This window comes from Furfurilactobacillus milii (assembly GCF_021654115.1).
In the GTDB taxonomy this organism is placed as follows: Bacteria; Bacillota; Bacilli; order Lactobacillales; family Lactobacillaceae; genus Furfurilactobacillus; species Furfurilactobacillus milii.
In genome coordinates, this window is the sequence record NZ_JAIWJF010000003.1 from 119,091 (window position 1) to 143,187 (window position 24,097).

Annotated in this window: 26 protein-coding genes; 14 read left to right on the forward strand and 12 right to left on the reverse strand. The window is 43.4% G+C overall.

Features of this window, described 5'->3' with window-relative positions; genetic code table 11:
• Window positions 1-6 precede the first annotated feature (6 nt).
• Window positions 7-1,005 (forward strand): NAD(P)-dependent oxidoreductase, encoded by a 999-nt coding sequence (locus LDK34_RS05010; protein ID WP_178943458.1) that lies wholly within the window; start codon window positions 7-9, stop codon window positions 1,003-1,005.
• Window positions 1,006-1,105: 100 nt separating this feature from the next.
• Here LDK34_RS05010 and LDK34_RS05015 read toward each other — a convergent pair whose 3' ends face one another.
• Window positions 1,106-1,792 carry a response regulator gene (locus LDK34_RS05015; protein ID WP_178942375.1) on the reverse strand — a complete coding sequence of 229 codons (687 nt, stop codon included), beginning with the start codon at window positions 1,790-1,792 and terminating at the stop codon, window positions 1,106-1,108.
• 1 nt (window position 1,793) lies between these two features.
• The gene (locus tag LDK34_RS05020; protein WP_178942376.1) at window positions 1,794-3,422 is read right to left on the reverse strand and encodes an ATP-binding protein; all 1,629 of its coding nucleotides are present in this window, start codon (window positions 3,420-3,422) and stop codon (window positions 1,794-1,796) included.
• A gap of 221 nt (window positions 3,423-3,643) precedes the next feature.
• Here LDK34_RS05020 and LDK34_RS05025 point away from each other — a divergent pair, with 221 nt between their 5' ends.
• The 3 genes from LDK34_RS05025 (at window position 3,644) to LDK34_RS05035 (ending at window position 5,276) form a co-directional block, all read left to right on the forward strand.
• Entirely contained in the window at window positions 3,644-3,979 is a 336-nt protein-coding gene (locus LDK34_RS05025) for a thioredoxin family protein (RefSeq protein ID WP_236941537.1), read from the forward strand.
• Window positions 3,980-4,131: 152 nt separating this feature from the next.
• Window positions 4,132-4,923, forward strand: coding sequence for an alpha/beta fold hydrolase (locus LDK34_RS05030; RefSeq protein WP_178942377.1), 792 nt, complete (start codon window positions 4,132-4,134; stop codon window positions 4,921-4,923).
• Between the two features lie 131 nt (window positions 4,924-5,054).
• Window positions 5,055-5,276, forward strand: a complete 222-nt coding sequence (locus LDK34_RS05035; protein WP_178942378.1) for a hypothetical protein — start codon at window positions 5,055-5,057, stop codon at window positions 5,274-5,276.
• A gap of 118 nt (window positions 5,277-5,394) precedes the next feature.
• Here the strand turns inward: LDK34_RS05035 and LDK34_RS05040 are convergent, their stop codons facing one another.
• Window positions 5,395-5,853 carry an OsmC family protein gene (locus LDK34_RS05040; RefSeq protein WP_017262063.1) on the reverse strand — a complete coding sequence of 153 codons (459 nt, stop codon included), beginning with the start codon at window positions 5,851-5,853 and terminating at the stop codon, window positions 5,395-5,397.
• Window positions 5,854-6,035: 182 nt separating this feature from the next.
• Between LDK34_RS05040 and LDK34_RS05045 the strand changes: the two genes are divergently transcribed.
• The 3 genes from LDK34_RS05045 to LDK34_RS05055 all read left to right on the forward strand — a co-directional run bounded on the left by LDK34_RS05045 (window position 6,036) and on the right by LDK34_RS05055 (window position 8,808).
• On the forward strand, window positions 6,036-7,184 hold the full coding sequence (locus tag LDK34_RS05045) for an NAD(P)-dependent malic enzyme (RefSeq protein ID WP_236941538.1): 1,149 nt from the start codon (window positions 6,036-6,038) through the stop codon (window positions 7,182-7,184).
• 182 nt (window positions 7,185-7,366) lie between these two features.
• Complete coding sequence (citX, locus tag LDK34_RS05050) at window positions 7,367-7,927, forward strand: citrate lyase holo-[acyl-carrier protein] synthase (protein WP_178942380.1); 561 nt, start codon at window positions 7,367-7,369, stop codon at window positions 7,925-7,927.
• Window positions 7,924-8,808 (forward strand): triphosphoribosyl-dephospho-CoA synthase, encoded by an 885-nt coding sequence (locus LDK34_RS05055; RefSeq protein WP_178942381.1) that lies wholly within the window; start codon window positions 7,924-7,926, stop codon window positions 8,806-8,808. Before citX ends, LDK34_RS05055 begins: the two co-directional genes overlap by 4 nt.
• Before the next feature lie 101 nt (window positions 8,809-8,909).
• On the opposite strand, the gene LDK34_RS05060 is transcribed toward LDK34_RS05055, so the two are convergent.
• From LDK34_RS05060 to LDK34_RS05070, 3 genes are all read right to left on the reverse strand, one after another.
• Window positions 8,910-9,173: a hypothetical protein gene (locus LDK34_RS05060; RefSeq protein WP_178942382.1), complete on the reverse strand. Its 264-nt coding sequence runs from the start codon at window positions 9,171-9,173 to the stop codon at window positions 8,910-8,912.
• Window positions 9,174-9,319: 146 nt separating this feature from the next.
• Window positions 9,320-9,715 carry a DUF3021 family protein gene (locus LDK34_RS05065; protein ID WP_178942383.1) on the reverse strand — a complete coding sequence of 132 codons (396 nt, stop codon included), beginning with the start codon at window positions 9,713-9,715 and terminating at the stop codon, window positions 9,320-9,322.
• Window positions 9,716-9,738: 23 nt separating this feature from the next.
• The gene (locus LDK34_RS05070; RefSeq protein WP_178942384.1) at window positions 9,739-10,197 is read right to left on the reverse strand and encodes a LytTR family DNA-binding domain-containing protein; all 459 of its coding nucleotides are present in this window, start codon (window positions 10,195-10,197) and stop codon (window positions 9,739-9,741) included.
• A 170-nt stretch (window positions 10,198-10,367) separates the two neighbouring features.
• Here LDK34_RS05070 and LDK34_RS05075 point away from each other — a divergent pair, with 170 nt between their 5' ends.
• The 3 genes from LDK34_RS05075 to LDK34_RS05085 all read left to right on the forward strand — a co-directional run bounded on the left by LDK34_RS05075 (window position 10,368) and on the right by LDK34_RS05085 (window position 13,764).
• A complete protein-coding gene (locus tag LDK34_RS05075) occupies window positions 10,368-11,111 on the forward strand; it encodes a glucose 1-dehydrogenase (protein WP_161003058.1) in 744 nt (247 codons plus the stop codon).
• 575 nt (window positions 11,112-11,686) lie between these two features.
• The gene (locus LDK34_RS05080) at window positions 11,687-13,192 is read left to right on the forward strand and encodes a C40 family peptidase (protein ID WP_178942385.1); all 1,506 of its coding nucleotides are present in this window, start codon (window positions 11,687-11,689) and stop codon (window positions 13,190-13,192) included.
• Between the two features lie 389 nt (window positions 13,193-13,581).
• Complete coding sequence (locus LDK34_RS05085) at window positions 13,582-13,764, forward strand: hypothetical protein (RefSeq protein WP_017262054.1); 183 nt, start codon at window positions 13,582-13,584, stop codon at window positions 13,762-13,764.
• Window positions 13,765-13,835: 71 nt separating this feature from the next.
• On the opposite strand, the gene LDK34_RS05090 is transcribed toward LDK34_RS05085, so the two are convergent.
• From LDK34_RS05090 to LDK34_RS05105, 4 genes are all read right to left on the reverse strand, one after another.
• Window positions 13,836-14,822 (reverse strand): ADP-ribosylglycohydrolase family protein, encoded by a 987-nt coding sequence (locus LDK34_RS05090; RefSeq protein WP_178942386.1) that lies wholly within the window; start codon window positions 14,820-14,822, stop codon window positions 13,836-13,838.
• A 66-nt stretch (window positions 14,823-14,888) separates the two neighbouring features.
• Entirely contained in the window at window positions 14,889-15,857 is a 969-nt protein-coding gene (locus LDK34_RS05095) for a diacylglycerol/lipid kinase family protein (RefSeq protein WP_178942387.1), read from the reverse strand.
• A gap of 177 nt (window positions 15,858-16,034) precedes the next feature.
• Window positions 16,035-17,807: a ribonuclease J1 gene (rnjA, locus tag LDK34_RS05100; protein ID WP_178942388.1), complete on the reverse strand. Its 1,773-nt coding sequence runs from the start codon at window positions 17,805-17,807 to the stop codon at window positions 16,035-16,037.
• Between the two features lie 3 nt (window positions 17,808-17,810).
• The gene (locus LDK34_RS05105; RefSeq protein WP_178942389.1) at window positions 17,811-18,023 is read right to left on the reverse strand and encodes a DNA-directed RNA polymerase subunit epsilon; all 213 of its coding nucleotides are present in this window, start codon (window positions 18,021-18,023) and stop codon (window positions 17,811-17,813) included.
• Window positions 18,024-18,348: 325 nt separating this feature from the next.
• On the opposite strand from LDK34_RS05105, the gene LDK34_RS05110 reads away from it, so the two are divergent.
• Window positions 18,349-18,876: a hypothetical protein gene (locus LDK34_RS05110; RefSeq protein ID WP_236941539.1), complete on the forward strand. Its 528-nt coding sequence runs from the start codon at window positions 18,349-18,351 to the stop codon at window positions 18,874-18,876.
• 87 nt (window positions 18,877-18,963) lie between these two features.
• Here LDK34_RS05110 and LDK34_RS05115 read toward each other — a convergent pair whose 3' ends face one another.
• Window positions 18,964-19,413, reverse strand: a complete 450-nt coding sequence (locus tag LDK34_RS05115; protein ID WP_178942391.1) for a MarR family winged helix-turn-helix transcriptional regulator — start codon at window positions 19,411-19,413, stop codon at window positions 18,964-18,966.
• 20 nt (window positions 19,414-19,433) lie between these two features.
• The gene (locus tag LDK34_RS05120) at window positions 19,434-20,045 is read right to left on the reverse strand and encodes a peptide deformylase (RefSeq protein ID WP_161003065.1); all 612 of its coding nucleotides are present in this window, start codon (window positions 20,043-20,045) and stop codon (window positions 19,434-19,436) included.
• 557 nt (window positions 20,046-20,602) lie between these two features.
• Between LDK34_RS05120 and pdhA the strand changes: the two genes are divergently transcribed.
• The 3 genes from pdhA to LDK34_RS05135 all read left to right on the forward strand — a co-directional run bounded on the left by pdhA (window position 20,603) and on the right by LDK34_RS05135 (window position 24,097).
• The gene (gene pdhA, locus LDK34_RS05125; protein ID WP_178942392.1) at window positions 20,603-21,721 is read left to right on the forward strand and encodes a pyruvate dehydrogenase (acetyl-transferring) E1 component subunit alpha; all 1,119 of its coding nucleotides are present in this window, start codon (window positions 20,603-20,605) and stop codon (window positions 21,719-21,721) included.
• Window positions 21,722-21,723: 2 nt separating this feature from the next.
• Window positions 21,724-22,701: an alpha-ketoacid dehydrogenase subunit beta gene (locus LDK34_RS05130; protein ID WP_017262044.1), complete on the forward strand. Its 978-nt coding sequence runs from the start codon at window positions 21,724-21,726 to the stop codon at window positions 22,699-22,701.
• A 64-nt stretch (window positions 22,702-22,765) separates the two neighbouring features.
• Window positions 22,766-24,097 carry a 2-oxo acid dehydrogenase subunit E2 gene (locus LDK34_RS05135; RefSeq protein ID WP_236941540.1) on the forward strand — a complete coding sequence of 444 codons (1,332 nt, stop codon included), beginning with the start codon at window positions 22,766-22,768 and terminating at the stop codon, window positions 24,095-24,097.

Here is a 24,097-nt window from a genome sequence, read left to right on the forward strand (position 1 = left end):
ATAATGATGTTTAAAATTACAGCATATGGTGTTCGTTCAAACGAAGTGTCGTATTTCAACGATTTAAATAAAAATCAGTATGAACTAAACTTAATAGGCGACTTGTTGACCCATGAGAATGTCGAAACTGCTAAGGGTTCAGATGCCGTATTATTGCGTGCCAACTGTGTGGCCGATGCCACGAATTTGGCTAAGTTTAATGAATGGGGCATTAAATATGTCTTCACTCGGACGGTTGGCTTTAATCACATTGACCTGAAGGCAGCAGCTAGTCATAACATGAAAGTTGCACGAGTCCCAGCGTACTCCCCATATGCCGTTGCTGAATTAGCGATGACACTGGGGATGATGTCCTTGCGTCACACGACATTGGCAACCAGCCGTGCTAAAGATGGTGACTTTACGGTGGCCCCAGCACTATTTTCCCGTGAAGTCCACAGCAGTACGGTAGGAATTATTGGTACTGGGAAAATTGGCGCGACGGAAGCGAGTTTATATAAAGGTATGGGTACAAGAGTACTGGGCTATGATCCTTACCCTTCGGATTTTGCACGTCAGTTTGTTACCTTTGTTGATCTCGATGAACTTTTGGCGGAATCAGATATTGTCTCGATTCATGTACCTTATTTCCCAGGCCAAAATGAAAATATGGTTGATGAAGACTTTTTGAAAAAAATGAAGAATGACGCAGTTTTGGTTAATACTGCGCGTGGTGAGTTGGTGGATCATGGTGCTGTTTTGCAAGCATTACAAACCAACACACTTGGTAGCTTTGCCACTGACGTTTTGCCAGATGAAAAATTGATTTTTGGTCATCAATTTAGTGGTGAGTTACCAAACAAAATTGTTGAAAGTCTCCGTGAACTTTATCCTCGTGTTTTAATGACACCACATATTGGTTCATATACCAAACCGGCATTGACGGATATGATTGCTGTTAGCTATCAGAACTTTGAACAAGTATTAGCTAATGGTCATACTGATAATGACGTGAAGTTAGATTAAAAATAGCATATGCGAAAAAGCGGTCACACCAAATTGGTGGGCCGTTTTTTCATCGCTAATTGTGACAAAAGGTGGTAAGAAATATTCTTGGAGAAGTTGTTCAATTGATAAATTCGTAAACTGTTAAGGGTCGTCCTACTGCTAAATATTTAATACTGGACGATAGCTGATGCGTCTCGATTAAATAGTCTAAATATTTTTTGGTGGAAATTCTTGAAAGTTTTGCTGCTTGTGCGGCGTCTTGAACGGAAAAGGGTGCCTGTAAAGGTTGAATCGCGGTTGTCACGCGTTCCAGTGACAATCGAGACAATCCCTTGGGTAGCGCTTGCTGCAACTGTGAGGACTGTGGGGCGGTCGGTGTAAATAATTGGTCTAAGTCTTTTTGCGCCAAGGAACCCGCATTTTTAAGTGATTGATGCATTTGTAAGAATTTGGTCACTGCCTGTTTAAAGCGGTCGAATGTAAAGGGCTTAATTAAGTAGTCGAGGACACCATAGTCGATAGCTGCCTTAACGTGTTCTGTATCATTTGCGGCCGTTAGCATGATCACTTGGGGATGTATTTCAAGGCGCATTAATTCTGTCAAAACCTCACTTCCGGACAGTTTCGGCATATAAACGTCCAGCAACATGAGGTCCATAGGCCGTTGTTTTAGAATCGATAATGCGTCCATTCCATTGTCGATCTTAGTGAGACTTAGCTGGGTCGATGGAATAATTTTTTTTAGGTATTGCTGATTAATCGCACTGACCATGGGATCGTCTTCCACAATTAAAACGTTCATCATATTAGTCATCGCCCTCCGATTTTTGATTAGATAGGGGTAATTCAACGTAAAAAGTAGTGCCTTGCGGGCGATTATTAGTCACTGATAGGTAGCCATTACGGGCGTCAACGACCTGTTTAACGAGTACTAAACCGTAACCGCGATCTCGTCCCTTAGTTGAATAGTGTTGCTCAAACATGTGAGCTTTAACCTCTTTTGAAATTCCGCAGCCATTATCCGTTACCTCAATGACCAAGATATTACTTTCATCGTCATAATTAATTGACAACGTGATTTCTGATCTAACATTGTCAGCGTTATTAACAGCGTCAATTGCATTATCGATGAGGTTTCCCAGGACTTTAATTAGGTCCACACTTAATGCATCTGAGGCAACTTGTTTGGGAAGAAGACTATCTGGTGTGATGGTAAAGGCGACTTGCTGTTCATGAGATTGATTTAATTTTCCCATGAGAAATCCGGCTACTGCTGGTGATTGGATATGATTGTTGAGGTTACCGAATTGAGCTTGGTAATCTGCTGACGTGTTGGTAATGAATCGTTGAACTTCGTCGTATTGATGCAATTCGATTAGACCGGAGACAGCTTGAAGTTTGTTTAGAAATTCGTGTGTTTGTGCTCGCAGTGCCTGAATATATTGTGTTGTCCCAGCCAACTGGTCTGCCAGTAGTTGATATTCAGAACGATCACGTAATAATGCCATGCTACCTAGACGTTTGCCAGCAGAAATCAGTGGACTCGTTGACACGATTAATTCTTTAGATTGAACTAATACAGATTCATTAATCGTGCTTTTTGAACCCTTAAACGTCTGCTCAAATAAAGCCTCAAACAGTTCGTCGTCAAGTGGATCACCAATTGTCAGGGTCGGAAATAGTTCATTCGCGACATCATTTGCTGTGATCAGCCGCCGTTGTTGATCAATTGCGATAAGCCCCTCGGACATACTGTCATTGATAACGGATAATTCAGTTACCCGCGTAGCGATTTCCTGGGGTTCCATTCCCAGTAACCGGCGACGAATATGGGTTCCTAGCAACCAGGCGGCGATGATACCGATAATCAGACCAAGTAGAGATCCGATGACAATGGGCAACTCGGCGGACCGTGTTTCACTATTGATCGATTTTTCTGTTAAACCGACACAGACAATACCAATTTGCTGATGCTTAGCATCGTAAACGGGGGTAAAAATTCGGTAACCATTTCCTAGTACGCCTGTTTCACGGGAAAAATGTGTTTGACCAGTTAGAGACTTGGTGGCATCTTTTGGAGAACTAAAACGATGACCAATGACGCGGGTGTCAGGATGTGAGTAACGAATTAAGCGACGGTTCATAACAACAATGAAATCGACATGAGTGGCTTGTTGAATTCGCCTGGTGTATCTCTGGATGTCGCCACGTGCCGATGGCTGTTTAGTCGTTAAATTGTCTTTAACAATCGAACTTGTGGCAACAATTGTGGCTGTACTGCGGATGTTTTGCTTAATGTTTCGTTGCTGCGTTTGGACAACGTTATGTAGTACGAGAAGTGCAGCGATGGATAAAGAAGTTGCGACCGTTAATAAAACCACTAAAATGATTGTTGTACGTAGCGACCATTTGCGATGGTCAGATTTTTTTTGCATGATGATTGATTGACTCCATTTAAAATAGGTTGATACTATAATTATACAGGTGTGCTAGCTCGTTAAGTCATCCGAACGGAAAATAATTGATGGTATTGAGCTTCGCTTCTGAACAAACAATTGTTGACTTTTTCGAGAAACACTATAAAATAGTAAGTAACTTTTAAAGAAGATCTCGACTTGTTTAATAACGACTATGTCGGGATCTAGGAGGTTTTTTAATGACACCAATGACAGATTTAAGTAATGCACAATTAGATGATATTATTAAAAAAGACGGCAAAGTGATGTTATTCTTTAGTGCCACTTGGTGCCCTGACTGTGCTTTTATTAAACCAGTGATGCCACAAATTGAATCTAAGTACGATCAATATCAATGGGCTCACGTGGATCGCGATGCAAATATTGACTTCGCTCAAGAGCTGGGCGTAATGGGCATTCCAAGCTTTGTTGCATTTGAAAATGGTAAGGAAATCGGTCGCTTCGCTAACGCCGATCGGAAGACTCGTCAAGAAGTTGAAAGCTTTATTGATAAGTTAGAAGGACAGCCTGCATAAGCGTGTCCAGAATTTAACAGTAACGATTAAGGTCAATGCCGTTTGTCGGGATTGGCTTTTTTTAATTGTCGAGGGATGATTGATTATTTTAAACGCGGGGATTTAGGGGGATGTGATATGCTAATGACAATAAAGGCACTAGGGAGGCAGACATGATAATAACCACGAGTGATCACGTCAGGTTGGATTATACGGATGAGGGCGAAGGACAGCCGGTTGTTATTTTGACTGGCCTAGGCGGTGCAAAAGAAATTTGGCACGCCCAGGTTTCAGCGCTAGTTTCAGCTGGCTATCGGGTCATCAATGTGGACGCCCGCAATCAAGGCGCTTCGCAACATACTGCCAAAGGATTAAGAATTAGCCGCCACGGTATGGATCTTGCGGAAGTGATCGATAAATTGCACCTCGTAAAGCCCATCTTGCTGGGCAACTCGATGGGCGCAGCGACTATTTTTGCTTATTTGTCATTATTTGGGGATGCAAACGTCACCGCAGTGATTGATTTAGATCAAAGTCCCAAAATGATCAATGAGGCGGATTGGAAGTTTGGGTTTAAAGATGTAACTTGGGCTGACTTTCCAGACTTTTTTAGAATGCCGTTGGGACCGTCTACATTTAAGCATATTGACGATGATACGTATCAACTTGTAACGGCTGTGGCTGCCACGTACCCATACGATGCAGCACTCAATGAACCATTTTTGTTTGATCATGCTTTTGCAGATTGGCGCGATGTGATTCGCCAGTTAAACGTGCCATTGTTAGTGATGGCGGGGGGCGAATCACCGTACTTTAACCCTGAATTTGCCGCTGTAACTGCTAAGATGGCTGCTCATGGTCAGTCAGTTATTATTCCGAGTGCCGGTCATATCTTGATGGCAGAACAAAGTGCGGCAACCAATGCGGCATTGTTGAGTTTTCTGGAAAAGCTTCCGCATGCGTGATTCTTTGACAAACAAAACCATATGAGTTTCCTTCCGTTGAGCGAGTTATTTGGATAGGCTTGAATTATGTGATATTATGAGCAAGCAAAAATAGTTCGCATTACATTACTTAAAGAGAGGGCAGGTTAGCAATGGAGAAAACGTTAAATTATGCTGAGCAGGTACTTGCAGAAGCGCCAGATGGGCAAGATTACGAGTGGAAAACGGAATATACTGGTCATCCCACGATGCTAATGCGTATTCGTCACGTGAACAATTGTGGTTTTGAATTCGAATTATCTCCCGCAGACTTTGCGGCTGGCAAGCGGTGTTATATTCATTTGCACTGTGGTTGGATTGGTTCGAATTATTAGTTTTAATGGATAGTGAGACTGTTAAATATCGTTTAATTAGATGGTAGACCAAAAAACCAATCCTCGTGCTTGAGGATTGGTTTTTTTATATGGCGTAATACCCGTGTTAATGGCAATTTTAGAGAACCGTACTTGCACCATCGTCCCACGCATCGACAAGCGTGAACGTGACGTTATCGCTGCCACGTACTAATTTTGACACAGGGCAGCGACTTTCGGCGAGATCAAACCACGCCTGTGCGGTTTTACGGTCCACTTCTGATTCTGGAATGTAGACGTACACATCGACAAAGAATTGAAGACCGTGCGTATCATGAGCTTGATCAACGTCTACTCGTACCTTTGTTTGATGCTCGTAACCATCGCGTTTCTCAATGGCCTCAAAAGTGGCGTTCAAACAGGTGGCTAAGGCCATTCCGAGTAGTTGTTCAGGATTAGTCCCGTTGGTGTCGTCGTTTGTATTCCGAATCTGTAGATCGACACGGTTCTTACCTTGAGCAAACGTGTGACCAGAAACGCCGTCTTCGTTAACAATTGTCGTATGATATGTTGTCCGTGGTCGTGCGTCTTTTTCCATTTTATAGCCCTCCAAGCGAATTATATTAACAGTTTCATTCTACAGACTGACCAATAAAACAACAATCAATTAGCCTTACTGTTATTTTTAGGCCTGTTAAAATGTTTTAAAAAAGTCTATCAATTTTGATATTTTTTAAAAGCGGTGTATATTAGAGACAGAATAAACGAAGGAGCGCACACATGGCGGATCAATTAGATGACGTATTAAAGTTACATGCTTTACATAATGGGGTTCTTGGCATTGAGTCCGAAATGGCGGTTAAAAATCGATCGGATTTGGGCAAAGCGTACACACCAGGGGTTGCTACAATTTCAAAGATGTTGGCCAAAGACCCAACTTTGCGGGATCACTATACGTTAAGCGGTAAGCTGGTAGCCGTGGTTTCCGACGGTTCGGCCGTTTTAGGTCTTGGCAATATTGGTCCGGCAGGTGCACTACCGGTTATTGAAGGTAAATCGTTATTATATAAAGACTTAGCGGGTGTTAATGCTTTGCCATTATCAGTTGCTCAGGTATCCACTGACGAATTCGTCAGCACGATTAAAAACATTGCGGGTAGTTTTGCAGGTATTCATTTAGAGGACATTGCAGCGCCAAGATGTTTTGAGATTGAAGACCGGTTAAGCAAAGAACTCAACATTCCGGTTTATCATGATGATCAAGAAGGGACAGCCATTGTAGTAATGGCTGGTCTTTTGAATGCGGCAAAAGTCGTGAATAAACCATTTAACGATTTGCACATTTTGATTAACGGAGCCGGGGCATCTGGGATTGCGGTTGCTCGATTGTTGTTTGCTGCTGGTGTGAAACATATTACACTGGCTGACATTCATGGTGTCGTTACGCCTGATGATGACCGTTATAACAAATTTCAACGTGGTTTGGCGCGAGAATTGGGCACGCAAACAACTGGCACCACATTGCAAGAGGGCATTAAGGGCCAAGACGTGTTTGTCGGATTATCTGATGCAAACGTGCTCACCGGTGATGATGTACGCAATATGGCCGATCAGCCGATTATTTTTGGTCTGGCCAACCCAGTGCCTGAGATTGATCCAGCAGTTGCCAAAGAGGCCGGTGCAGCAGTTATTGCGACAGGTTCTAGTCAATATCCAAACCAAGTTAATAACATTTTGGTCTTTCCTGGATTATATAAGGGGTTACTGGCTAGCGGTCTTAAACACGTCACGTTTGTCTTAGAAGCAACAACGGCTAAGGCCCTCGCTAGCTTAGTTGAACATCCGACAGCGGATCATATTGTACCAGGGGTATTCGATGATGGGGTTGTTCAGACGGTTGCCAAGGCAGTTGTCGGTTTTGCGAAATAATTTGTACGGGAAATTCGCTTCTTAAAAGTTAAAAGATGCATTAAATTTAAAGACCGCTATTGGTGCAAAAATCGCTGATAGCAGTTTTTTGTTATTGACAAGTATTAATCGGCGAACGAGACAAAAATGATGGGTAGGCGTAAACTGTTAACCGTAATTTGAAGAGGAACGGGGAGAAAGTCGTGGCAGAAGATATTTTTTCAACTGGTGAACCGCAAACAATCGATGACGTATTGGCAAATAAAGATGAGCGTGTGGCGCTCCAGCAAAGTTTAGTTGCCAAATACCCGGGGAGAACAGTGGTGGCTTTAAAAATGAATATTCCCGGACCAATTAAAAATAATGACGCTTTAGAAAAGTTATTTAAAGCTGGTGAGGGGCAATTGAGAAGCATGATGACTCAACACCAGTATGTCATCATTGATGACGAACATTGGGACCGCCCGACAGGCTCAGAGGCGTTTTATGTTGTTGATATGAAAGCTGATCTGGTCAAAAAGTTGGCAGTTTCGTTTGAAGATGATTTTACGTTAGGTCGTTTGTTTGATGCTGATGTATTGATGGGTAGTGATGGCGGAGCCCGAGCGTTATCGCGGACTAACTTTGGTTTGCCCGCCCGGACCTGTTTAGTTTGCGGTCGGCCAGCTAAAGATTGTGCTCGTTCCCGTCGTCACAGTGTGACAGAATTGCAGGCACACATTGCTGACATGTATACGGCTTACTTCGGAGGACAATTGCTATGACGCTTGACTTGAGCGCTCAACAGTTGGCGTCAACACTTTCACAAGTAGGTGAAAGGGCGCTTCTTTATGAAGTAGCGGTGAATCCAAAGCCTGGCTTAGTCGATCCTGTTTCCGCTGGTCCGCATCCTGATATGACTGTGTTCACCTTCATTGATAGTGCAACTAGTTTACGTGAATATTTGCATCAATGCGCGCTTGCGGGTCAGCATTTTGAACAAACGGAAGGTGAATTGCCTGAACTGTTCGGTCAGCTACGATGTTTGGGCCAGCATGCCGAGCAGACGATGTTTGAAACGACGAATGGTGTGAACACACATAAAGGTGCGGTTTTTTCATTGGGCGTATTAGTTGCGGCTACGGCACAGCAACTAACTGTTAATGACAAATATGCGACAAATGAAGTTATTGTCATTACCAAACAAATGCTTCAAGGATTAACTGAAAATGACTTCAAAAAGATCAAGGCAATTTCCCCGGCGTCGTTAACAGCCGGGGAACGCCAATTTCTAAAGTATGGTAAGGCTGGTATTCGTGGTGAAGCGGAGGCGGGTTTCCCAACTGTGGTTGAACTAGCATTGCCATTTTTACGGCAACGTCAGGGAAAAACGATGGAACGTTTGCTTGATACATTAATGCGTATTGCCGGCAACACGGATGATTCAAATTTAATCAAACGGGCTGGTGACGCAAAAATTACTGATTGGATGCACGTTCAAAGCAATCATTATTTCAAATTAGGTGGCAGTCGAACATCAGCTGGTCAAGTTTTCTTAAAGCAGCTGAACGAAATATTTTTGTCACGTAATTTGAGTCTCGGTGGCTCGGCAGATCTGCTTATTTTAACGATTTACTTTGCCCTGTTAGAGGGACAACTTCGTTAAGTTTGGCAACTATAAAAGGACACAGATCAAGCGATTACAATAATCGTCATTTGATCTGTGTCCTTTTATAGTTGCCAATAACAAAATACTGATAAATACGCTTATCTTTTGCCAAATCGCCATTCCGTCAAACCGTAAACAATGCCGCTAAGCACCGCTAGGCCCAACATTATGTTCATAACTGCAAAAGCACCAAACACAGCAGCAATCAATACGCCAATCAAAGTGATAATAACGATCCACAGTGCGATAAGCTGAATGGTTGTATTATGTTCTGCATGTAAGCCTTGTTGCGCTCCTAAAGTGGTACCGGCTCCTGCGGGCGTCGAATCAATAGCTTTTTCAGCATTATTTTTATCTGACATGATCCCATCTCCCAAACATATTAAACTATTTGATAAAAATGATTATATTATTAATTTATTACTATTAACATTCAAAAGCAATCATCTGTTATTCTTCATCCGTTATCAAACTGACACGCCGACAATAGCCTTTTTATGGTAGAAAATCACTGTTGCGTCTTTAAGTCGTGATTTACGCTATTGGCTAACCAGCGTGAATACAGCCAGTATCCAAGCCACGAAACAATATACCAAGTGGCAAAGCCAACAAATGTGAGTGAAATGCTAACCGTCGTCAACGGCATCCAGTGAAAGATGCCGGCAAAGATTAGATAGATAATTGATGTAAACACAATAATCAATGCATATTTAATCACTGGTTTGATCGACAACCACTGTAGTAGATTGATAAACGTGAGGCTTAGACAAAATAGCCACACCTCAATAATCAGTTGACGAACGTGCGGTATTCGTGAAATTAATAGGTTTAAGACGATAAAAAAATTACCAATTGAAAAAGAAGTGAGAAAGCTTTTGAATAAACTCGTCATTTTTTGTTCCATAATGTAACCTCCAAAGCTGTTATTTACTTTTGTGCTTGCAATGTTTTAATGCGTTGGCGTAGTAAAGGGACAAATCGTCGAGAAACAGCGATTTGCTGACCGTTTTTTAAATGCGCCGTCATTGTTCCAGAAAAAGAAGCTACCAATGAGTCCAAGTACCTTAAATTGATGGTAGCGGACTGCGAGACTACGGCAAAAAAAGACTGTGTGAGTTTTTCCATCATTTTTGATAGGGCGCCACGAACATGAAAAATGTTGCTTGTTGTCGTGATCGTCAGGTTCTTATTCTGAACCTCAACAGTGATGATCTCTGAAATTTGAATAATGCTCATCCGGCCGTTTTCGTGAATCGCGATTTGATTGTCACCTTCGTTATATTCGGCAATGTAGCCAATCAAGTTAGTGACACTGTCAGTTTGCGCTCGGGCATAAACGACAACGGAAGTGTCGGATTGATCAATTTGTTGATACGTGACTTTCATATGAATCACCTCTATTTGATGAATTAAGCTTATTAAACGAGCGGCTTAAAAACAATGGTTTGCGCGTGAACGGTTCGAAATCTGGTGAAAGCGGTAATGAAGTTCAAAAAGGGTGCATTTTGCCTTACCTGAGCATAGAATAATGTTATCAATTATTAGGAGGAAAGATTATGTCAGAGCGTTTATCAGGTAAGGTCGCCATTGTCACAGGTGCCGCTGCAGGAATTGGGCAAGCCATTGCTGAGGCCTTTGTTAAAGAAGGAGCCAAAGTTGTTGTGACCGCAGATCATAATGTTGATGGTGGGCAAAAGGTTGCCAGTAAATTAGGTGATGCAGGCCTGTTTGTTCAGCAGAATGTGGCCAAAGAGGATGATTGGAAAAAGGTTATTTCAGCGGCTGAAGATAAATTCGGGAAAGTTGACATTGTCGTTAACAATGCCGGTATTGGCGGTAAGAATGGCCCTGTGGAAGATTTATCATTAGCTGACTGGCAACAAGTGATCGATGTAAACCTTACCGGGAATTTCCTAGGTGTTAAATACGGTATCCAGGCGATGAAGAAGAATGGTGGCGCAGGTTCAATTATCAACATTTCCTCAGTTGCCGGTCTCCGTGGCTTACCAATGGCAGCGGCTTACTCTTCAAGTAAGGGTGGCACAAGACTGTTGACCAAGGCAGCGGCTCTATCTGCAGCCCATGAAGGATTGAAAGTTCGAATCAATTCTGTGCATCCAGGTTGGGTTGACACAGCAATCATTCCGGAAGAGGTTCGTGATTCTGTTGTTAAGACAATTCCAATTGGAGAAATGGGACAGCCGTCAGACATTGCCAATATCTGTGTTTTCCTGGGCTCTGATGAATCGAAGTATGCTACTGGCGCTGAATTTACAATTGATGGTGGACAAAACGCCTAAGTTTATTAAAATAGACCAATTAAGCGCTCTCTAAAAAAATAGAGAGCGTTTTTTCGTGTAGCAATGATTTAGAGATGATTAATGCCAGTGCGCTGAACATTGAAATCAACGAATTTTGTTACTAACAATGTTGATTATGAAGACACTGATAAAAGCTTCTTTCCGTGGTCTTGACCACAGATTGTGTAAATACGATGGCTATGCCCACAAATAGCATATTGTATAATGCATTTTATATTTATGAGTTTGATAGACCACTTTAGATAATTGACATTGTTGCTAAATATTTAGGTGCCGCTACGCAAGGAGAAAGCAACGTTTTAAGCGCAGTAGCAGAAGGCACACTTGTCGAATTTTGCTTTTATATGTGTATAGCAATAACCCATTTTAAATGGTGATGTGCTGCCTATAATAGTTCTGCACAGCGCCCATTATTGATTGACACATTTTTATTTTCAATTCATATAAAATTGAGGTTTCCGTTTGGTTAAAGGGCTGTTATACTACACATATGACATGCTTAAACTTTTCTTAATGTTTTAAGCATAATTCAGACAACATGGGAAGTGCTGAGAATGGGAACAGAGCAAAGTAATCGTGTTCTGGCTGCGATTGGGGCCGTTAGTGCCATTTTAGCAGCTGGTGGATCATCTGTATTTGCATCACAAATTAAGGCGCAGAAAAGCAACGCAGCGTCAGGTTATACGCGACACACACATGTGTCACTACAATCGATAGAAACCTTAAATAAGGTTCAGGACGGTGCTGATCGTCAAACTTCTGTCATTTATACGGGACATAATGGTGCGCTGGATAACGTTAAGGTTCAAACTATGCAACCAGTTTTGCGAACCGTCAACGTTCAAATGTCGCCACAGCATACATATGCAGTCAAAACAGGGGACAGTTTATGGTCGATTGCGGCCGCAGAGGATACCACTGTTGATGAACTGATGGCCAATAACCAACTCACTAGTTCTATTATTCATGTTGGTCAGAAGCTGTCCTTAGAGGAGCCACCAACGCCAAGTAGTGAAGCATCGGCAACGACTGCTTCGGCTGCACCGATTGAGGCTGAAGAGGCTCTTAAGACAGTCAACCTTGTTTCTACATTTGATACTAAAGTTGATCAGACAAAAGATGATACGGTCGTGCAAAGTGATTTCAAGTCAACTTCAACCGATAAAATTGCTAATGCTAGTGCAGACAGTTTGAGTTCAACCGTCGTTACTTCTGCTGCGACATCTACTACTGCAGTTTCAGCCGTGTCTGCAAGTAAAAGTAAAGCCACGACATCTATAGCACCTACAAGCCAGCAGACTAAGGCTGTAACGACTAACAATGTCATCTCAACCTTGGCAGCAGACAAAACGGGAACATCTCACGTTAGTTCAACTGCTACTTCAACACAGACCGCGACGTTGAGTTCCTCAAAAGTGACGACCAGCAGTGCGGCAACGTCCGTTTCCAGTTCGACGACGCAGTTGAAGAGTCAATCTAATAGTGATGTTTCAAACGTCGTAACATCGAATGCGACAATTAAGCATGCAGATTCTGTTTCTTCACAAGCGGTACCTGCTCCGTCAGTATCTGATCAAGCATCGACGTTTACTCAAACAAACGAGTCAACTCAGTCAATTACGTCACAAGCTGCTACAACAGCAGTTAGTGCGGCACCAACGCCATCTCAGCCAAATTACACGGCTGATCAGTCAACACGGACAAAAGTTGTCCAGACTGCTGTTGATTATCAGAATCAACAAGTACCATATGTTTGGGGCGGTGCGTCGACTCAAGGTGCTGATTGTTCAGGACTTGTTCAACAGGCTTACGCAGCGGCTGGTGTTTCGTTGCCGCACAATACTGTCGCGCAGGAAGCGTACTTTAACGCTCAACCCGTTAACGCCGCCCAACCAGGTGATGTTTTGTTCTGGGGGCCGCAGGGTGCAACATATCACAACGCCATTGCAATTGGTGATAGTCAGTATATTGCAGCACCTGAACCAGGTAAAAACGTTCAAACGTACACGATGGATGGTCAAAACTTTATGCCGAGTTTCTCGGGGAGTTTGCGCCAGTGAGATGTTTGGATAGTTCAACGATGATGAAATAGACTGTTTGTAAGTGTTGCTGGTCAACTTGTATGACATTTAATCGATTGTCGAAATATGACAATTTGGAAACAAAATAATTTTGAAGTCAGTTGAACGTTTTACAAGCATTGATTCCGAATCGTTCCTTTACAGATACAAATCCTTTTAGAGCAAAATATTGTTATATACATTTTAAAACCAAAAATCAATTCAAAATGAACACTGAAAAACTTCAAAAATGATGCAAAAAATCCTCGGTCAAAAGTGTTCACAGTTTGGCCGAAAGGTGTTATAGTCACTTATGAATTTGAAGGAGCTTTAATTGCTTCCGTCATAATCTGGGTCGTCGACCTATAGTATGAAATGGAGTGTTAAAGATGAGTAACAAGTTAGAGATTCTTGAAGAATACCGCGAAGCTACACATGAATTAGCGGAACTTCAAGATGAATCGAGCGCGTCAACACATCGGATGGCATCGCATGATCAGATCGATTCCCTCAGGGGTAAGTGTGACCAACTGGATGCAATTCTCGAGGCCATGGACGCTGCTGAAGATTAATATGTAATCAAATAAAAAGGGTGATCGCCAGATTTTTTGGCGGTCATCCTTTTTGTTGTTTTAATTAGTTTTCAGTACTTGCCTGATCGAAGTGCGTCATGGATTGTGTTGGCAATTACGTTACGACCAAGCAATTCGTCCTGCCATTCCCGCGGAAGTGACGTCAGGCCACCTCGAACTGCTGCAAGGCCACCGGCGATGCTTGCAATGGTGTCCGTGTCACCGCCAAGATTAATTGCGTTCAGGACAAGGTCATGGTAATCGGTAAAGTGGTTGAGTAACCACCAGACACTTTCTGTAGTGTCAACGACATAGCCGCTGGTGTTAAGCTGAGCGGCAGTCAGTTTGTAAAAAGCAGGATCAAGAAGACGATTGTACTGGGGTAGCTCGCCGGCTAACTCCGTACGGGACTGGACGATTTGCTGCACATCTTGGACTGCTTGAGTGAGAAACTGACTGGTCCAACCAGTTGATTCAATAAGCCGTGTTAAGAGTGCAGAGTAAAGTAAGCATGCGACTGTTGAACGAGCATGGCGATGTGTTAGTTCGGCAACTCCGATAATTTGATCAACGAGCTCTGGCCGGTTTACTAATGTTTGACCCTCGTCCAATTGATGAATAGCCCATAGTGCGACTGGTAACATACGCATAAGCGCACCATTACCGTTGTTTTTGACATCGGCGCTACCCGCGCCTCTAGGGTCATGTGTTTCACTGTAATGACGTAGTGCTTGACGAGTACCGTTACCGACATCAAAAGTTTCATGAGCAGGGGTGAAGTCTGCATCGTTTAACCAGGCCATAAAGTTAATCATGACCGGCTCTAATGGAATAGCGGTGTCAGTTGCGTTAGCCGCAATTGCGGCTAGGGTAGCAAGTGTCATGCTAGTATCGTCCGACCACGTACCGGGCAATGTTTGATAGGCACCCATAAGCATGTCGTGCACCGGATTTTGCTGCAACTTTTCGTAACTTTTGAATTGTGTTGACTGACCAAGGGCGTCGCCGATAGCGATACCGTAAATGCCTGCAGTCAATGCGGCTGATGTATGGTTCATGTGCAAGACTCCTCTGCGATTAGTAAGACTTTCCACGATGAAATAAATGATAAAAATTTAGCGACATTACTTAGAATGTCGGGTAGGAGCAAACCAAAAAGGATACTGTTCGACGGAAAGATAAATATCAAAGAAACGATTACCCATTTCTTCCCCGTCAACCTGACCGTATTCCAAGGACGATATTGTTAGATGTAAATGATCGGCCTGATAATGATGAACGTTTTTAAAATTCAGATGACGTCCAAGGGCCATCATGATAAACAAGAAAATGAATTTTGGTAAAATCGTTTTTTCGGCAATAATGAGCGATAACTTTCGATCATGAACGTTTGCGATAGGCAAAATGGGAACGCCACCACCAAAGTAGGGGTGGTTGCTAGTGGTTACCAAAAAGCCATTGTCAAAAATATCACGACGGTTACCAACATGAACTGTAACCGGAAAGGCAGTTTGCTGCCCCAGCACTTTGATGAGTTGTCCAATATAGGCCAGGCTGCCAAGGTGAAGACGGTTGAGCCAGCTTTTTTTTGTGCTGTGATTGGCGGCACTGACAATTGCTGCATCGAAACCAATGCCAACATTATTGACAAAGTAGCGTTGCTCTTGTTGGGTCGTTTCATCGTAATGACCGATGTCCAACATTTCCGGTTCAGTAGCTGTTAGAATCTGTTTGAGCGCGTTTGAAGGGTTTCGGGATACTTGTGCACCTCGGGCAAAATCATTGCCAGAACCGGCAGGAATGTACGCTAATGGCAGAGGAGCTGCCATATCGACCTTTTTTAACCCATTTAGCGCTTGATTGAGAGTACCATCACCGCCAACGACCAAAACAATATGTGAACCCATAGGGACATTTGCATGATGTTTTGCGTACTGCTCAGCAAGGAGAATCGCATGCTCAGCATATTTTGTTTCATTCATTTGATATTCAATTCCCAGTTGATCCAGCTGTGGTTGAATCGTTTGCCAAACGTTGTTTGCGTAACCGCGGCCAGCGTGACGGTTTAAAATGACGTAAAAGTGACGGGTCATAACAGTTCCTCTCAATACGAAACACTTTCTCTTTATTCAGTATACGAAATGAGCGACGGATGAGGTGGAACCATTAGTAGTTGTTTAAGGTTTCTTAAAGAACATTGTGCATAAGAAAACCGGTTCCTCTGATGAAGAACCGGCAGCAATCAACGATTTTTTGAATTGGGCTAATTATTATTCATTTGTTGCTTGTGTTTCAGCTTTGGCATTAACTTCGCGCCGTGCTGGTGAATTATGATGTGTGGCAGCCTTTTTATGAGGTGCATTTGTGCTAGTCATAATCAATTCTGGGAGAATCATCGGATGACGTTCAGTCTTCTCATACAGGAAACTTTGCAAGTCATCGATGATGGCTGTTCGAATAGAGGCCTCTGTGGCGTTATCATCACGCATTGCGCGACGAATGGTACGGAACACACGACGACGACCTTCATTGATCATGTCACCAGATTCACGCATGTAAACAAAACCACGACTGAGAAGGTCAGGACCAGCCTGAATTTCCTTGTTTTTAAGATCAATTGTCGCAACAACGACAACTAATCCTTCTTCGGACAACATCTGACGGTCATGTAAGACAACGTTGCCAATGTCACCGACACCATTACCATCTACATACACATCACCGGCGTTAAAGTGACCAGCGACCCGGGCAGAATCAGCAGTTAAAGCCAACACATCACCGTTTTGCAGAATAAACGTGTGATCTTCTGGAACGTCACACAACTGTGCAAGTTGTGTATGAATCTTCTGCATTCTGTATTCACCATGAATTGGCATAAAGTACTTGGGTTTGATTAACCGAAGCATTAATTCCTGATCAACCTGGCCACCATGTCCTGAAGTATGGATGTTATTAACAGCACCATGGATAACTTCAGCACCGGCTTCTTCCAATTCGTTAATGACCCGGTTAACACTAGTTGTGTTACCAGGAATTGGGTTACTGGAAAAGATAACTGTATCATTTGGTTGAATTGAAATCTGGCGGTGGGTACCGTTAGCAATCCGTGACAGGGCGGCCATTGGTTCACCCTGAGAGCCAGTACACAAAATCAGAGTTTCATTCGCTGGAATATTGCGAAGCTCGGAAGCATCAACCAACACGTCGTCTGGAATGTTAAGGTAGCCAAGCTCACGGCCATTAACTAAGGCCGCTTCCATTGACCGACCAAATACGGCGATTTTTCGATGATGTTCAATGGCAGCTTCGGCAGCTTGTTCAATACGTGAAATGTTTGACGCGAAGGTGGCGAAAATGATTCGACCGTCAATTTTGTCAAACAACTTGTGGATTGAGTGGCTGACCCAGCGTTCAGACTTAGTAAATTCTGGCCGTTCGGCATTCGTCGAGTCAGAAAGCAGACACAATACGCCTTCCTCGCCGAGCTTTGCCATTTTTTGCAAATTCGGTGCCGGCGTGTTGATTGGTGTGAGGTCAAACTTAAAATCACCAGTTTGAACAATCGTCCCAGAAGGCGTCTTAACTGCGACACCAAGAGTATCAGGAATACTGTGGGTGGTTCTGAAGAACGAAACACTCGTCTTTCTGAACTTCAGCACAGTGTCCTCATCGATTTCGTGCAGTTCAGTTGTTTCCAGCAAACCATGTTCTTCCAATTTGTTTTTAATGAGTGCCATTGGAAGTGGACCTGCATAGATTGGTACATGAATTTGTTGGAGTAAAAATGGAATCCCACCGATGTGGTCTTCGTGTCCGTGGGTGATGACAAGCGCCTTAATTTTGGATTCGTTTTGTTTAAGGTAAGAGTAGTCCGGAATCACGTAATCAATTCCCAGCAATTCGTCTTCGGGGAACTTAATACCGGCATCAATCATGATGATTTCATCCTGAAACTGGACACCATAAGTGTTTTTCCCAATTTCGCCTAATCCACCAACTGCGTATACTGCGGTTTCGTTATTTTTAATATTGAGTTTTGCCATAAGCTAAAACTCCGTTAACTTGTAGTTGGCGCCTTTTTGCTCATATTCCAAAGCGTTGCCTTCAAGTGGTTCTAAATATTCAACATTGTACTCAGTGTTAGCTTCAACGGTGCTCATTGCTTCGGCCTCATTGTCGGCCTCAATGTATAATGAGTGAGTGTCTTCCCGTCTAGGGTTACGAACTTTTGATTCTTGATAATAAACTTTGAAAATCATGTGTAAAAATCTCCTATATATAATGAATTTTTATTGTATGAAAAACAGAACCGTCACACCTAAGCGAGGCGGTTAACAAACGAAAAATTAAGGTGTTTTCTCCCGAACAGCGGTTGCGCGAACACAACATTTGAGTTCAATATTACCATAGCCGGCGGTCGATGTACACTCACACGACGCACTGACAGTGTATTCAGGCCCATTTACAAAGTTACTTGCTAGCATAATGAATCATTTTCAGAAAACATCGATTGTTTTGCCGTCAGCTAGCGGCTACTGACGAGAAGATATGGTAAAATTGGGTGTAGAAATGGAGGGGTTCTGAATGAAACTGGCACTAATCATTATTATAGGAATTATCCTCGCATATTTAATTTATCATTATATTCATCGCTTGATTATTCGCCGGGCGACAAGCATTGTTCGTAACGATGCTCAGGCGACGACAGAAAGCGCCATGAAGAGTGCGTTGAATCAGTTGGCTGACGAACACACCTTGAGTCAAAGCCAAAATCATTTTACGGCGTCGGATACTGTGGCTGACGTGTGGGGTCGCGGCGTAATGGCCTTTGAGTTCAGCATCACTGCCGACAATTTGCAAGCGGATCAACTGCCAACTTTAAGGCGCCCATTAAACAATGCGCTGGGCGAGTATGCAGTTAAAAATCATATCAAACGGTTATCAACGAGTCACCCCACATTTGTTGTGACTGATTTGTGGTTATTTGAGGGGCAATTGCACATTGATGTTGCCTATTTAATGAATGAATCTACCATTGAATATGTTCAGGATCTTAAACGACTTAACCCTTCAGAAAAAATGCCAGCCTCCAACGCTGAAGAAAACCACTAGGGAGTCGGCTTTACATGTATCGTTAAAAACAAAACCGCTTTGAACTAGCATGGCTGCTAATTCAAAGCGGTTTTTGTTGACTCAAATTTAATTATGATGTGCCGAGTTTTCACTCAGGTTGTCGTCAATTGTATTCAACATGGCCGACAAAGAGGTTAGTTCTGTATTGCTGAGGCCTGCAAAGGTCAAGTCATTAACACGCTGTAACTGATCATTTATTTTGTCGATCAAATGGGCACCGTCATCGGTGAGCAAAACGCGCCATGCCCGTCGATCCGTATCCGTTTTGACTTTGCGTACAAAGCCTAAGTTGATCAATTGGTCCAACCGTCGCGTAACGTTGCTTGGGCTGAGATAAATCCGTCGATATAACTGATCCTGTGTTAAACCGGTTTTGGCATCAATCTTTAAAAGGAGATAATAATTGCTTGCCGAGAGATTAAGCGGCCGTAATTGATCGTCGAGCAACGCTGTTAGTTTTCTTGAGGCGGTGTTTAACTGGGCAATAAGATCATCGTTTAATGGTGAAAATGCCATGATTGCTTACCTCCAGGTATTTAACCAATCAACAGGGTGTTTTCTTCGGCCGCAAATGGTTGTTCCTTATTAATATGGTCATAAAATAGCACACCGTGCAGATGATCAATTTCATGCTGACAAACAATGGCGGGATAATTTTTCAACCGAACTTTGTGGTCGTTACCGTCAACATCTTGATAACGTAAAGTAATGCGATCAGCGCGCGGCACATAACCAGGTTTATCTTCATCAACCGATAGGCAACCTTCACCTTCGGACAGTGCGCCAAGCTGAACAGATTGGCTAACGATGACGGGATTAATAATTACATCCTTAAAGACCGGGTTGTCTTGAGCTTCCTGGGCAGCCTTTAAGACATCATCATGATTATCTGGATCATCTGGTTCTACAGGCGAGGGTACCAGAACGGCTGCCATTTGAATGGAAACATCCACTTGCGGGGCGGCTAGACCGACTCCCGCTCTGAGACCGTACTTTTCAGCAAGGTCCGGATTTTGACTAACTTCCAGATATTCCATCATGTCCTTTGCGAGTTGTTGGTGTTCCTGACTAAGTGGAAAGGTGACCTTGTCAGCGTACTTGCGTAAGGTAGGGTTACCATCCCGAATAATGTTGTCCATTAATATCACGTGCTGTTCCTCCTCATATACTACTAACAAATAGTGTACCATATGCTAGAAATTTCGGAATGGCTAAGCGTGAAGACAAATCAAAACAGAAGTCAAGCAATGGGTGCAAAACGCTGATGATTCAGCCTTTGAAAGCGGACATGTCCGTTAAGTAAGCTAACAACGCTTCGTGAAAACTAACGCAAAGAAAACTTATTTTAATGTTATTAAATTTGTTTTCAAAGTATAAAAATATTGGCATGTGAAACGTGAAAGAAGTATGAAAACGTGATTGCACATTTAATACGCGGGGGAAAAGTTCATGTAACAGCGTTTTATGTTCGATTGGTTGGTTGCTATACAAAAAGCCCCTAAAATGTTCAGAAACTTCACAAGTAAATGGGTTGTGCCAAGGGCTATTGTGAGCTTTTTAACAATTATGAAACCCCTTGCAAACGATTTCTATATAGCGTTACAATTGTCCGTGAAAGATGAAAGCGCATACATTTGCTTGTTGCAAGTCTTAGACAGTGAGCGGATGGAAGCTGTCATCAGAAAAAGAAAGGAATGTGTGCATTATGGCAAACAACGATTCATCTAAGCCAATTGTAGACTTTGCTGCGATTAAGGAAAATCTCGGTAGCGAATACAAAATGGTTCAAGTTCTAGACGGTTCTGCCAAAGTTGTTAATCAAGAGGTGTTTGACTCATTTAGTGATGAACAACTGGTTGATTTCATGAAGAAAATGGTTTGGGAACGAGCTTTACATGAGCAAACCATGAGCTTTTCACGTCAAGGTCGGTTAGGGTTCTACGCTCCAACGGCTGGTGAAGAAGCCAGTGAAATGGGTAGTGTCTCAGCTTTTGAACCTCAGGATTTCTTGTTCCCGGCTTACCGTGACCTACCACAACTGATTCAACACGGTGGCTCAGTTGAAAAAGGCTTCTTATGGTCACGTGGTCATGTTAAGGGTAATCAGTATGATCCAAAGTATCGTGCATGGATGCCACAAATTATTATCGGTGCTCAATTCGTTGAAGCTGCCGGTGCTGCTTTAGGAATTAAGAAGAACGGTGAGAACAACGTTGCCTTTGTTTACACCGGTGATGGTGGGACTTCGCAAGGTGATACGTATGAAGGCTTGAACTTTGCCGGCGCTTTCCAAGCACCATTAGTTGCCATCATTCAAAATAACGGCTTTGCAATTTCTGTTCCACGGAAGAAGCAAACAGCTGCCACAACATTAGCTCAAAAGGCCGTTGCTGCCGGAACGCCTTCTGTTCAGGTTGATGGGATGGATATCTTGGCTGTTTATTCTGTTGCTAAGGCTGCTCGTGAATACGCCGCCGCAGGCAATGGACCAGTGTTGATTGAAACCTTAACTTACCGTTACGGTGCTCACAGCTCAGCTGGTGACGATCCTTCACGTTACCGTACTAAGGAAGAAGAAAAGCCTTGGCACGATAACGACCCATTAATCCGTTTGCGTAAGGTACTAGAAGACAAAGGACTTTGGTCCGATCAACAGGAAAGTGACTATGTTGACGAATGCAAGACGCAGTTCAAGGCTGACTTGAAAGCTGCCGATGCAGAACCTAAACAAACAAATGTTGAAATGTTAAAGAACACGTTCGAAGTACCAACTCCGAACATCAAGGCACAAATTGCCGAATTTGAAGCAAAGGAGTCGAAGTAATCATGGCTACGAAAACTTATATTCAAGCGATTACTGACGGACTTGATCAGGTCTTAAGCGACGATGACAAGACGTTAATCTTCGGTGAAGATGTCGGTAAAAACGGTGGTGTTTTCCGTACCACTCAAGGATTACAAGACAAGTACGGTGAAGACCGGGTATTTGACACACCATTGGCTGAATCAGGTATTCTTGGTTTAGCAATGGGACTAGCTGCAACTGGTTGGCGGCCACTTCCTGAAATCCAATTTATGGGTTTCACATTTGAAGCTGTCGACTCCATTGCTGGTCAAATGTCACGGACACGGTTCCGTTTCGGTGGCGAAAAGAATATGCCAATCACGATTCGGACACCATTTGGTGGTGGGACACATACCGCTGAAATGCACTCAGATAACTTGGAAAGCTTCTTCACTGACGTTCCTGGATTGCGTGTGGTAACACCTTCCAATCCTTATGATGCAAAGGGCTTGATTATTTCAGCTGTTGAAAACAACGACCCCGTATTGTTCATGGAAAACTTGAAGTTGTACCGTTCCATGAAGGCTGAAGTGCCAGACGACAAGTACACGGTTCCGTTGGACACTGCCAAAGTGGTTCGCGAAGGAACTGATATCACCGTTGTTGCTTACAGTGCTGAAGTTAATGAAGCACTGAAAGTAGCTGACAAACTGGCTAAGGAAAACATTTCAGTTGAAGTTATCGATTTGGTTTCCCTATCACCAATTGACACAGACACAATCTTCAAGTCAATCGACAAGACGCATCATGTTGTGATGGTTCAAGAAGCACAACGGATGGCTGGTGTCGGTGCGACAGTTGTATCTGATATCGCTGAAAACGACATTCTTTCATTGGACGCCCCAATTGGACGGGTAGCCGCTCCAGACAGCATTTACCCATTTGCTTTGGCTGAAGACGACTGGATTCCGGATGCCGCTGAAATTGAAGCAAAGGTTCGTGAAATCCTCACATACTGATACTGACGTTTGATAATCAGATCAGACGGGTTCACCCGTAAATTCGATGAAAGGAAGATATTCCATGTCCTACAAATTCAAATTGCCAGAACTTGGTGAAGGAATGGCCGAAGGCGAAATTGCTGCCTGGGATGTTAAGGAAGGCGACAAGGTCGCTGAAGATGACACCCTGGTAGAAATTCAAAACGATAAGTCCGTTTCAGAATTACCATCACCAGTTGCTGGTACTGTTAAAAAGATTTTTATGCAAGCAGGTGAAACTGCTAAGATTGGCGATCCATTAGTTGAGATCGACGATGGCTCACCTGACACACCTGATGATGACGCTGCGCCTGCAGCACCAGCTGAAGCTTCTGCTGCACCTGAAAGTGCCGCTCCAGCGCCAGAACCTGCTGCCACACCAGCTGCACCAGCCGCTCCAGCTACCGGTGCCAACCCGAACCCCGTATTGAGCAACCCAAGTAAACTTGTGTTGGCAATGCCATCGGTTCGTCAATACGCTCGTGATAACAATGTCGATATTTCAATTGTTGCCCCAACTGGCAAGCATGGGCAGGTATTAAAGAGCGACGTTGATGCCGCTAAGAATGGTGCAGCACCAGCTGCAACCACGGCTGCACCAGCTGCCGCAGCGAGTGCTCCCGCTGACACTGCCGCAGCTCCAATCAAGCCATACGTTTCAGCAACGCCTGATCTTGAAACACGTGAACCAATGTCAATGACACGGAAGGCGATTGCTAAAGCAATGGTTACCTCCAAGCACACTGCACCACACGTAACGTCATTTGATGATGTCGATGTGACTGCATTGATGGCTAACCGGAAGAAGTACAAGGCAATTGCCGCTGACCGTGACATTCATTTGACCTTCTTGCCATATGTTGCCAAGGCTTTGGTTGCCGTCTTAAAGGACTTCCCAACCTTGAATGCGTCAATTGATGACAGTACTCAAGAAATTGTTTACAAGCACTATTACAACATTGGTATTGCTACGGATACACCACATGGTCTGTATGTACCAAATGTTAAGAATGCTGATTCCAAGGGCATGTTTGAAATTGCTAAAGAAATCGCTGATAACACCCAGAAGGCTCAAGACAACAAACTGTCAGCTGCTGAGATGTCCGGTGGTTCCATCACCATTAGTAACGTTGGTTCTATCGGTGGTGGCTGGTTTACACCAGTTATTAACTACCCAGAAGTTGCGATCCTTGGTGTTGGTAAGATTGCTAAAGAACCATATGTCAACGACGATGGTGAAATCGTTGTTGGTAACATGTTGAAGCTGTCACTGAGTTATGACCACCGTTTGATTGATGGTGCAACTGCACAACGCGCATTGAACGAGTTGAAGCAATTGTTGCACGACCCAGACATGCTGTTAATGGAGGGATGA

Excerpts from the sequence above, each read along its gene's own strand:
- LDK34_RS05075 (WP_161003058.1), top strand. The coding sequence starts at position 10,368 with ATGTCAGAGCGTTTATCAGGTAAGGTCGCCATTGTCACAGGTGCCGCT.
- LDK34_RS05015 (WP_178942375.1), bottom strand. The coding sequence starts at position 1,792 with ATGATGAACGTTTTAATTGTGGAAGACGATCCCATGGTCAGTGCGATT.
- LDK34_RS05110 (WP_236941539.1), top strand. The coding sequence starts at position 18,349 with ATGAAACTGGCACTAATCATTATTATAGGAATTATCCTCGCATATTTA.
- LDK34_RS05045 (WP_236941538.1), top strand. The coding sequence starts at position 6,036 with ATGGCGGATCAATTAGATGACGTATTAAAGTTACATGCTTTACATAAT.
- LDK34_RS05090 (WP_178942386.1), bottom strand. The coding sequence starts at position 14,822 with ATGAACCATACATCAGCCGCATTGACTGCAGGCATTTACGGTATCGCT.
- LDK34_RS05010 (WP_178943458.1), top strand. The coding sequence starts at position 7 with ATGTTTAAAATTACAGCATATGGTGTTCGTTCAAACGAAGTGTCGTAT.
- LDK34_RS05080 (WP_178942385.1), top strand. The coding sequence starts at position 11,687 with ATGGGAACAGAGCAAAGTAATCGTGTTCTGGCTGCGATTGGGGCCGTT.
- LDK34_RS05020 (WP_178942376.1), bottom strand. The coding sequence starts at position 3,422 with ATGCAAAAAAAATCTGACCATCGCAAATGGTCGCTACGTACAACAATC.
- LDK34_RS05105 (WP_178942389.1), bottom strand. The coding sequence starts at position 18,023 with ATGATTTTCAAAGTTTATTATCAAGAATCAAAAGTTCGTAACCCTAGA.
- LDK34_RS05040 (WP_017262063.1), bottom strand. The coding sequence starts at position 5,853 with ATGGAAAAAGACGCACGACCACGGACAACATATCATACGACAATTGTT.
- LDK34_RS05130 (WP_017262044.1), top strand. The coding sequence starts at position 21,724 with ATGGCTACGAAAACTTATATTCAAGCGATTACTGACGGACTTGATCAG.
- rnjA (WP_178942388.1), bottom strand. The coding sequence starts at position 17,807 with ATGGCAAAACTCAATATTAAAAATAACGAAACCGCAGTATACGCAGTT.
- LDK34_RS05065 (WP_178942383.1), bottom strand. The coding sequence starts at position 9,715 with ATGGAACAAAAAATGACGAGTTTATTCAAAAGCTTTCTCACTTCTTTT.
- LDK34_RS05070 (WP_178942384.1), bottom strand. The coding sequence starts at position 10,197 with ATGAAAGTCACGTATCAACAAATTGATCAATCCGACACTTCCGTTGTC.
- LDK34_RS05115 (WP_178942391.1), bottom strand. The coding sequence starts at position 19,413 with ATGGCATTTTCACCATTAAACGATGATCTTATTGCCCAGTTAAACACC.
- LDK34_RS05085 (WP_017262054.1), top strand. The coding sequence starts at position 13,582 with ATGAGTAACAAGTTAGAGATTCTTGAAGAATACCGCGAAGCTACACAT.
- LDK34_RS05030 (WP_178942377.1), top strand. The coding sequence starts at position 4,132 with ATGATAATAACCACGAGTGATCACGTCAGGTTGGATTATACGGATGAG.
- LDK34_RS05025 (WP_236941537.1), top strand. The coding sequence starts at position 3,644 with ATGACACCAATGACAGATTTAAGTAATGCACAATTAGATGATATTATT.
- LDK34_RS05095 (WP_178942387.1), bottom strand. The coding sequence starts at position 15,857 with ATGACCCGTCACTTTTACGTCATTTTAAACCGTCACGCTGGCCGCGGT.
- LDK34_RS05055 (WP_178942381.1), top strand. The coding sequence starts at position 7,924 with ATGACGCTTGACTTGAGCGCTCAACAGTTGGCGTCAACACTTTCACAA.
- pdhA (WP_178942392.1), top strand. The coding sequence starts at position 20,603 with ATGGCAAACAACGATTCATCTAAGCCAATTGTAGACTTTGCTGCGATT.
- LDK34_RS05135 (WP_236941540.1), top strand. The coding sequence starts at position 22,766 with ATGTCCTACAAATTCAAATTGCCAGAACTTGGTGAAGGAATGGCCGAA.
- LDK34_RS05060 (WP_178942382.1), bottom strand. The coding sequence starts at position 9,173 with ATGTCAGATAAAAATAATGCTGAAAAAGCTATTGATTCGACGCCCGCA.
- LDK34_RS05035 (WP_178942378.1), top strand. The coding sequence starts at position 5,055 with ATGGAGAAAACGTTAAATTATGCTGAGCAGGTACTTGCAGAAGCGCCA.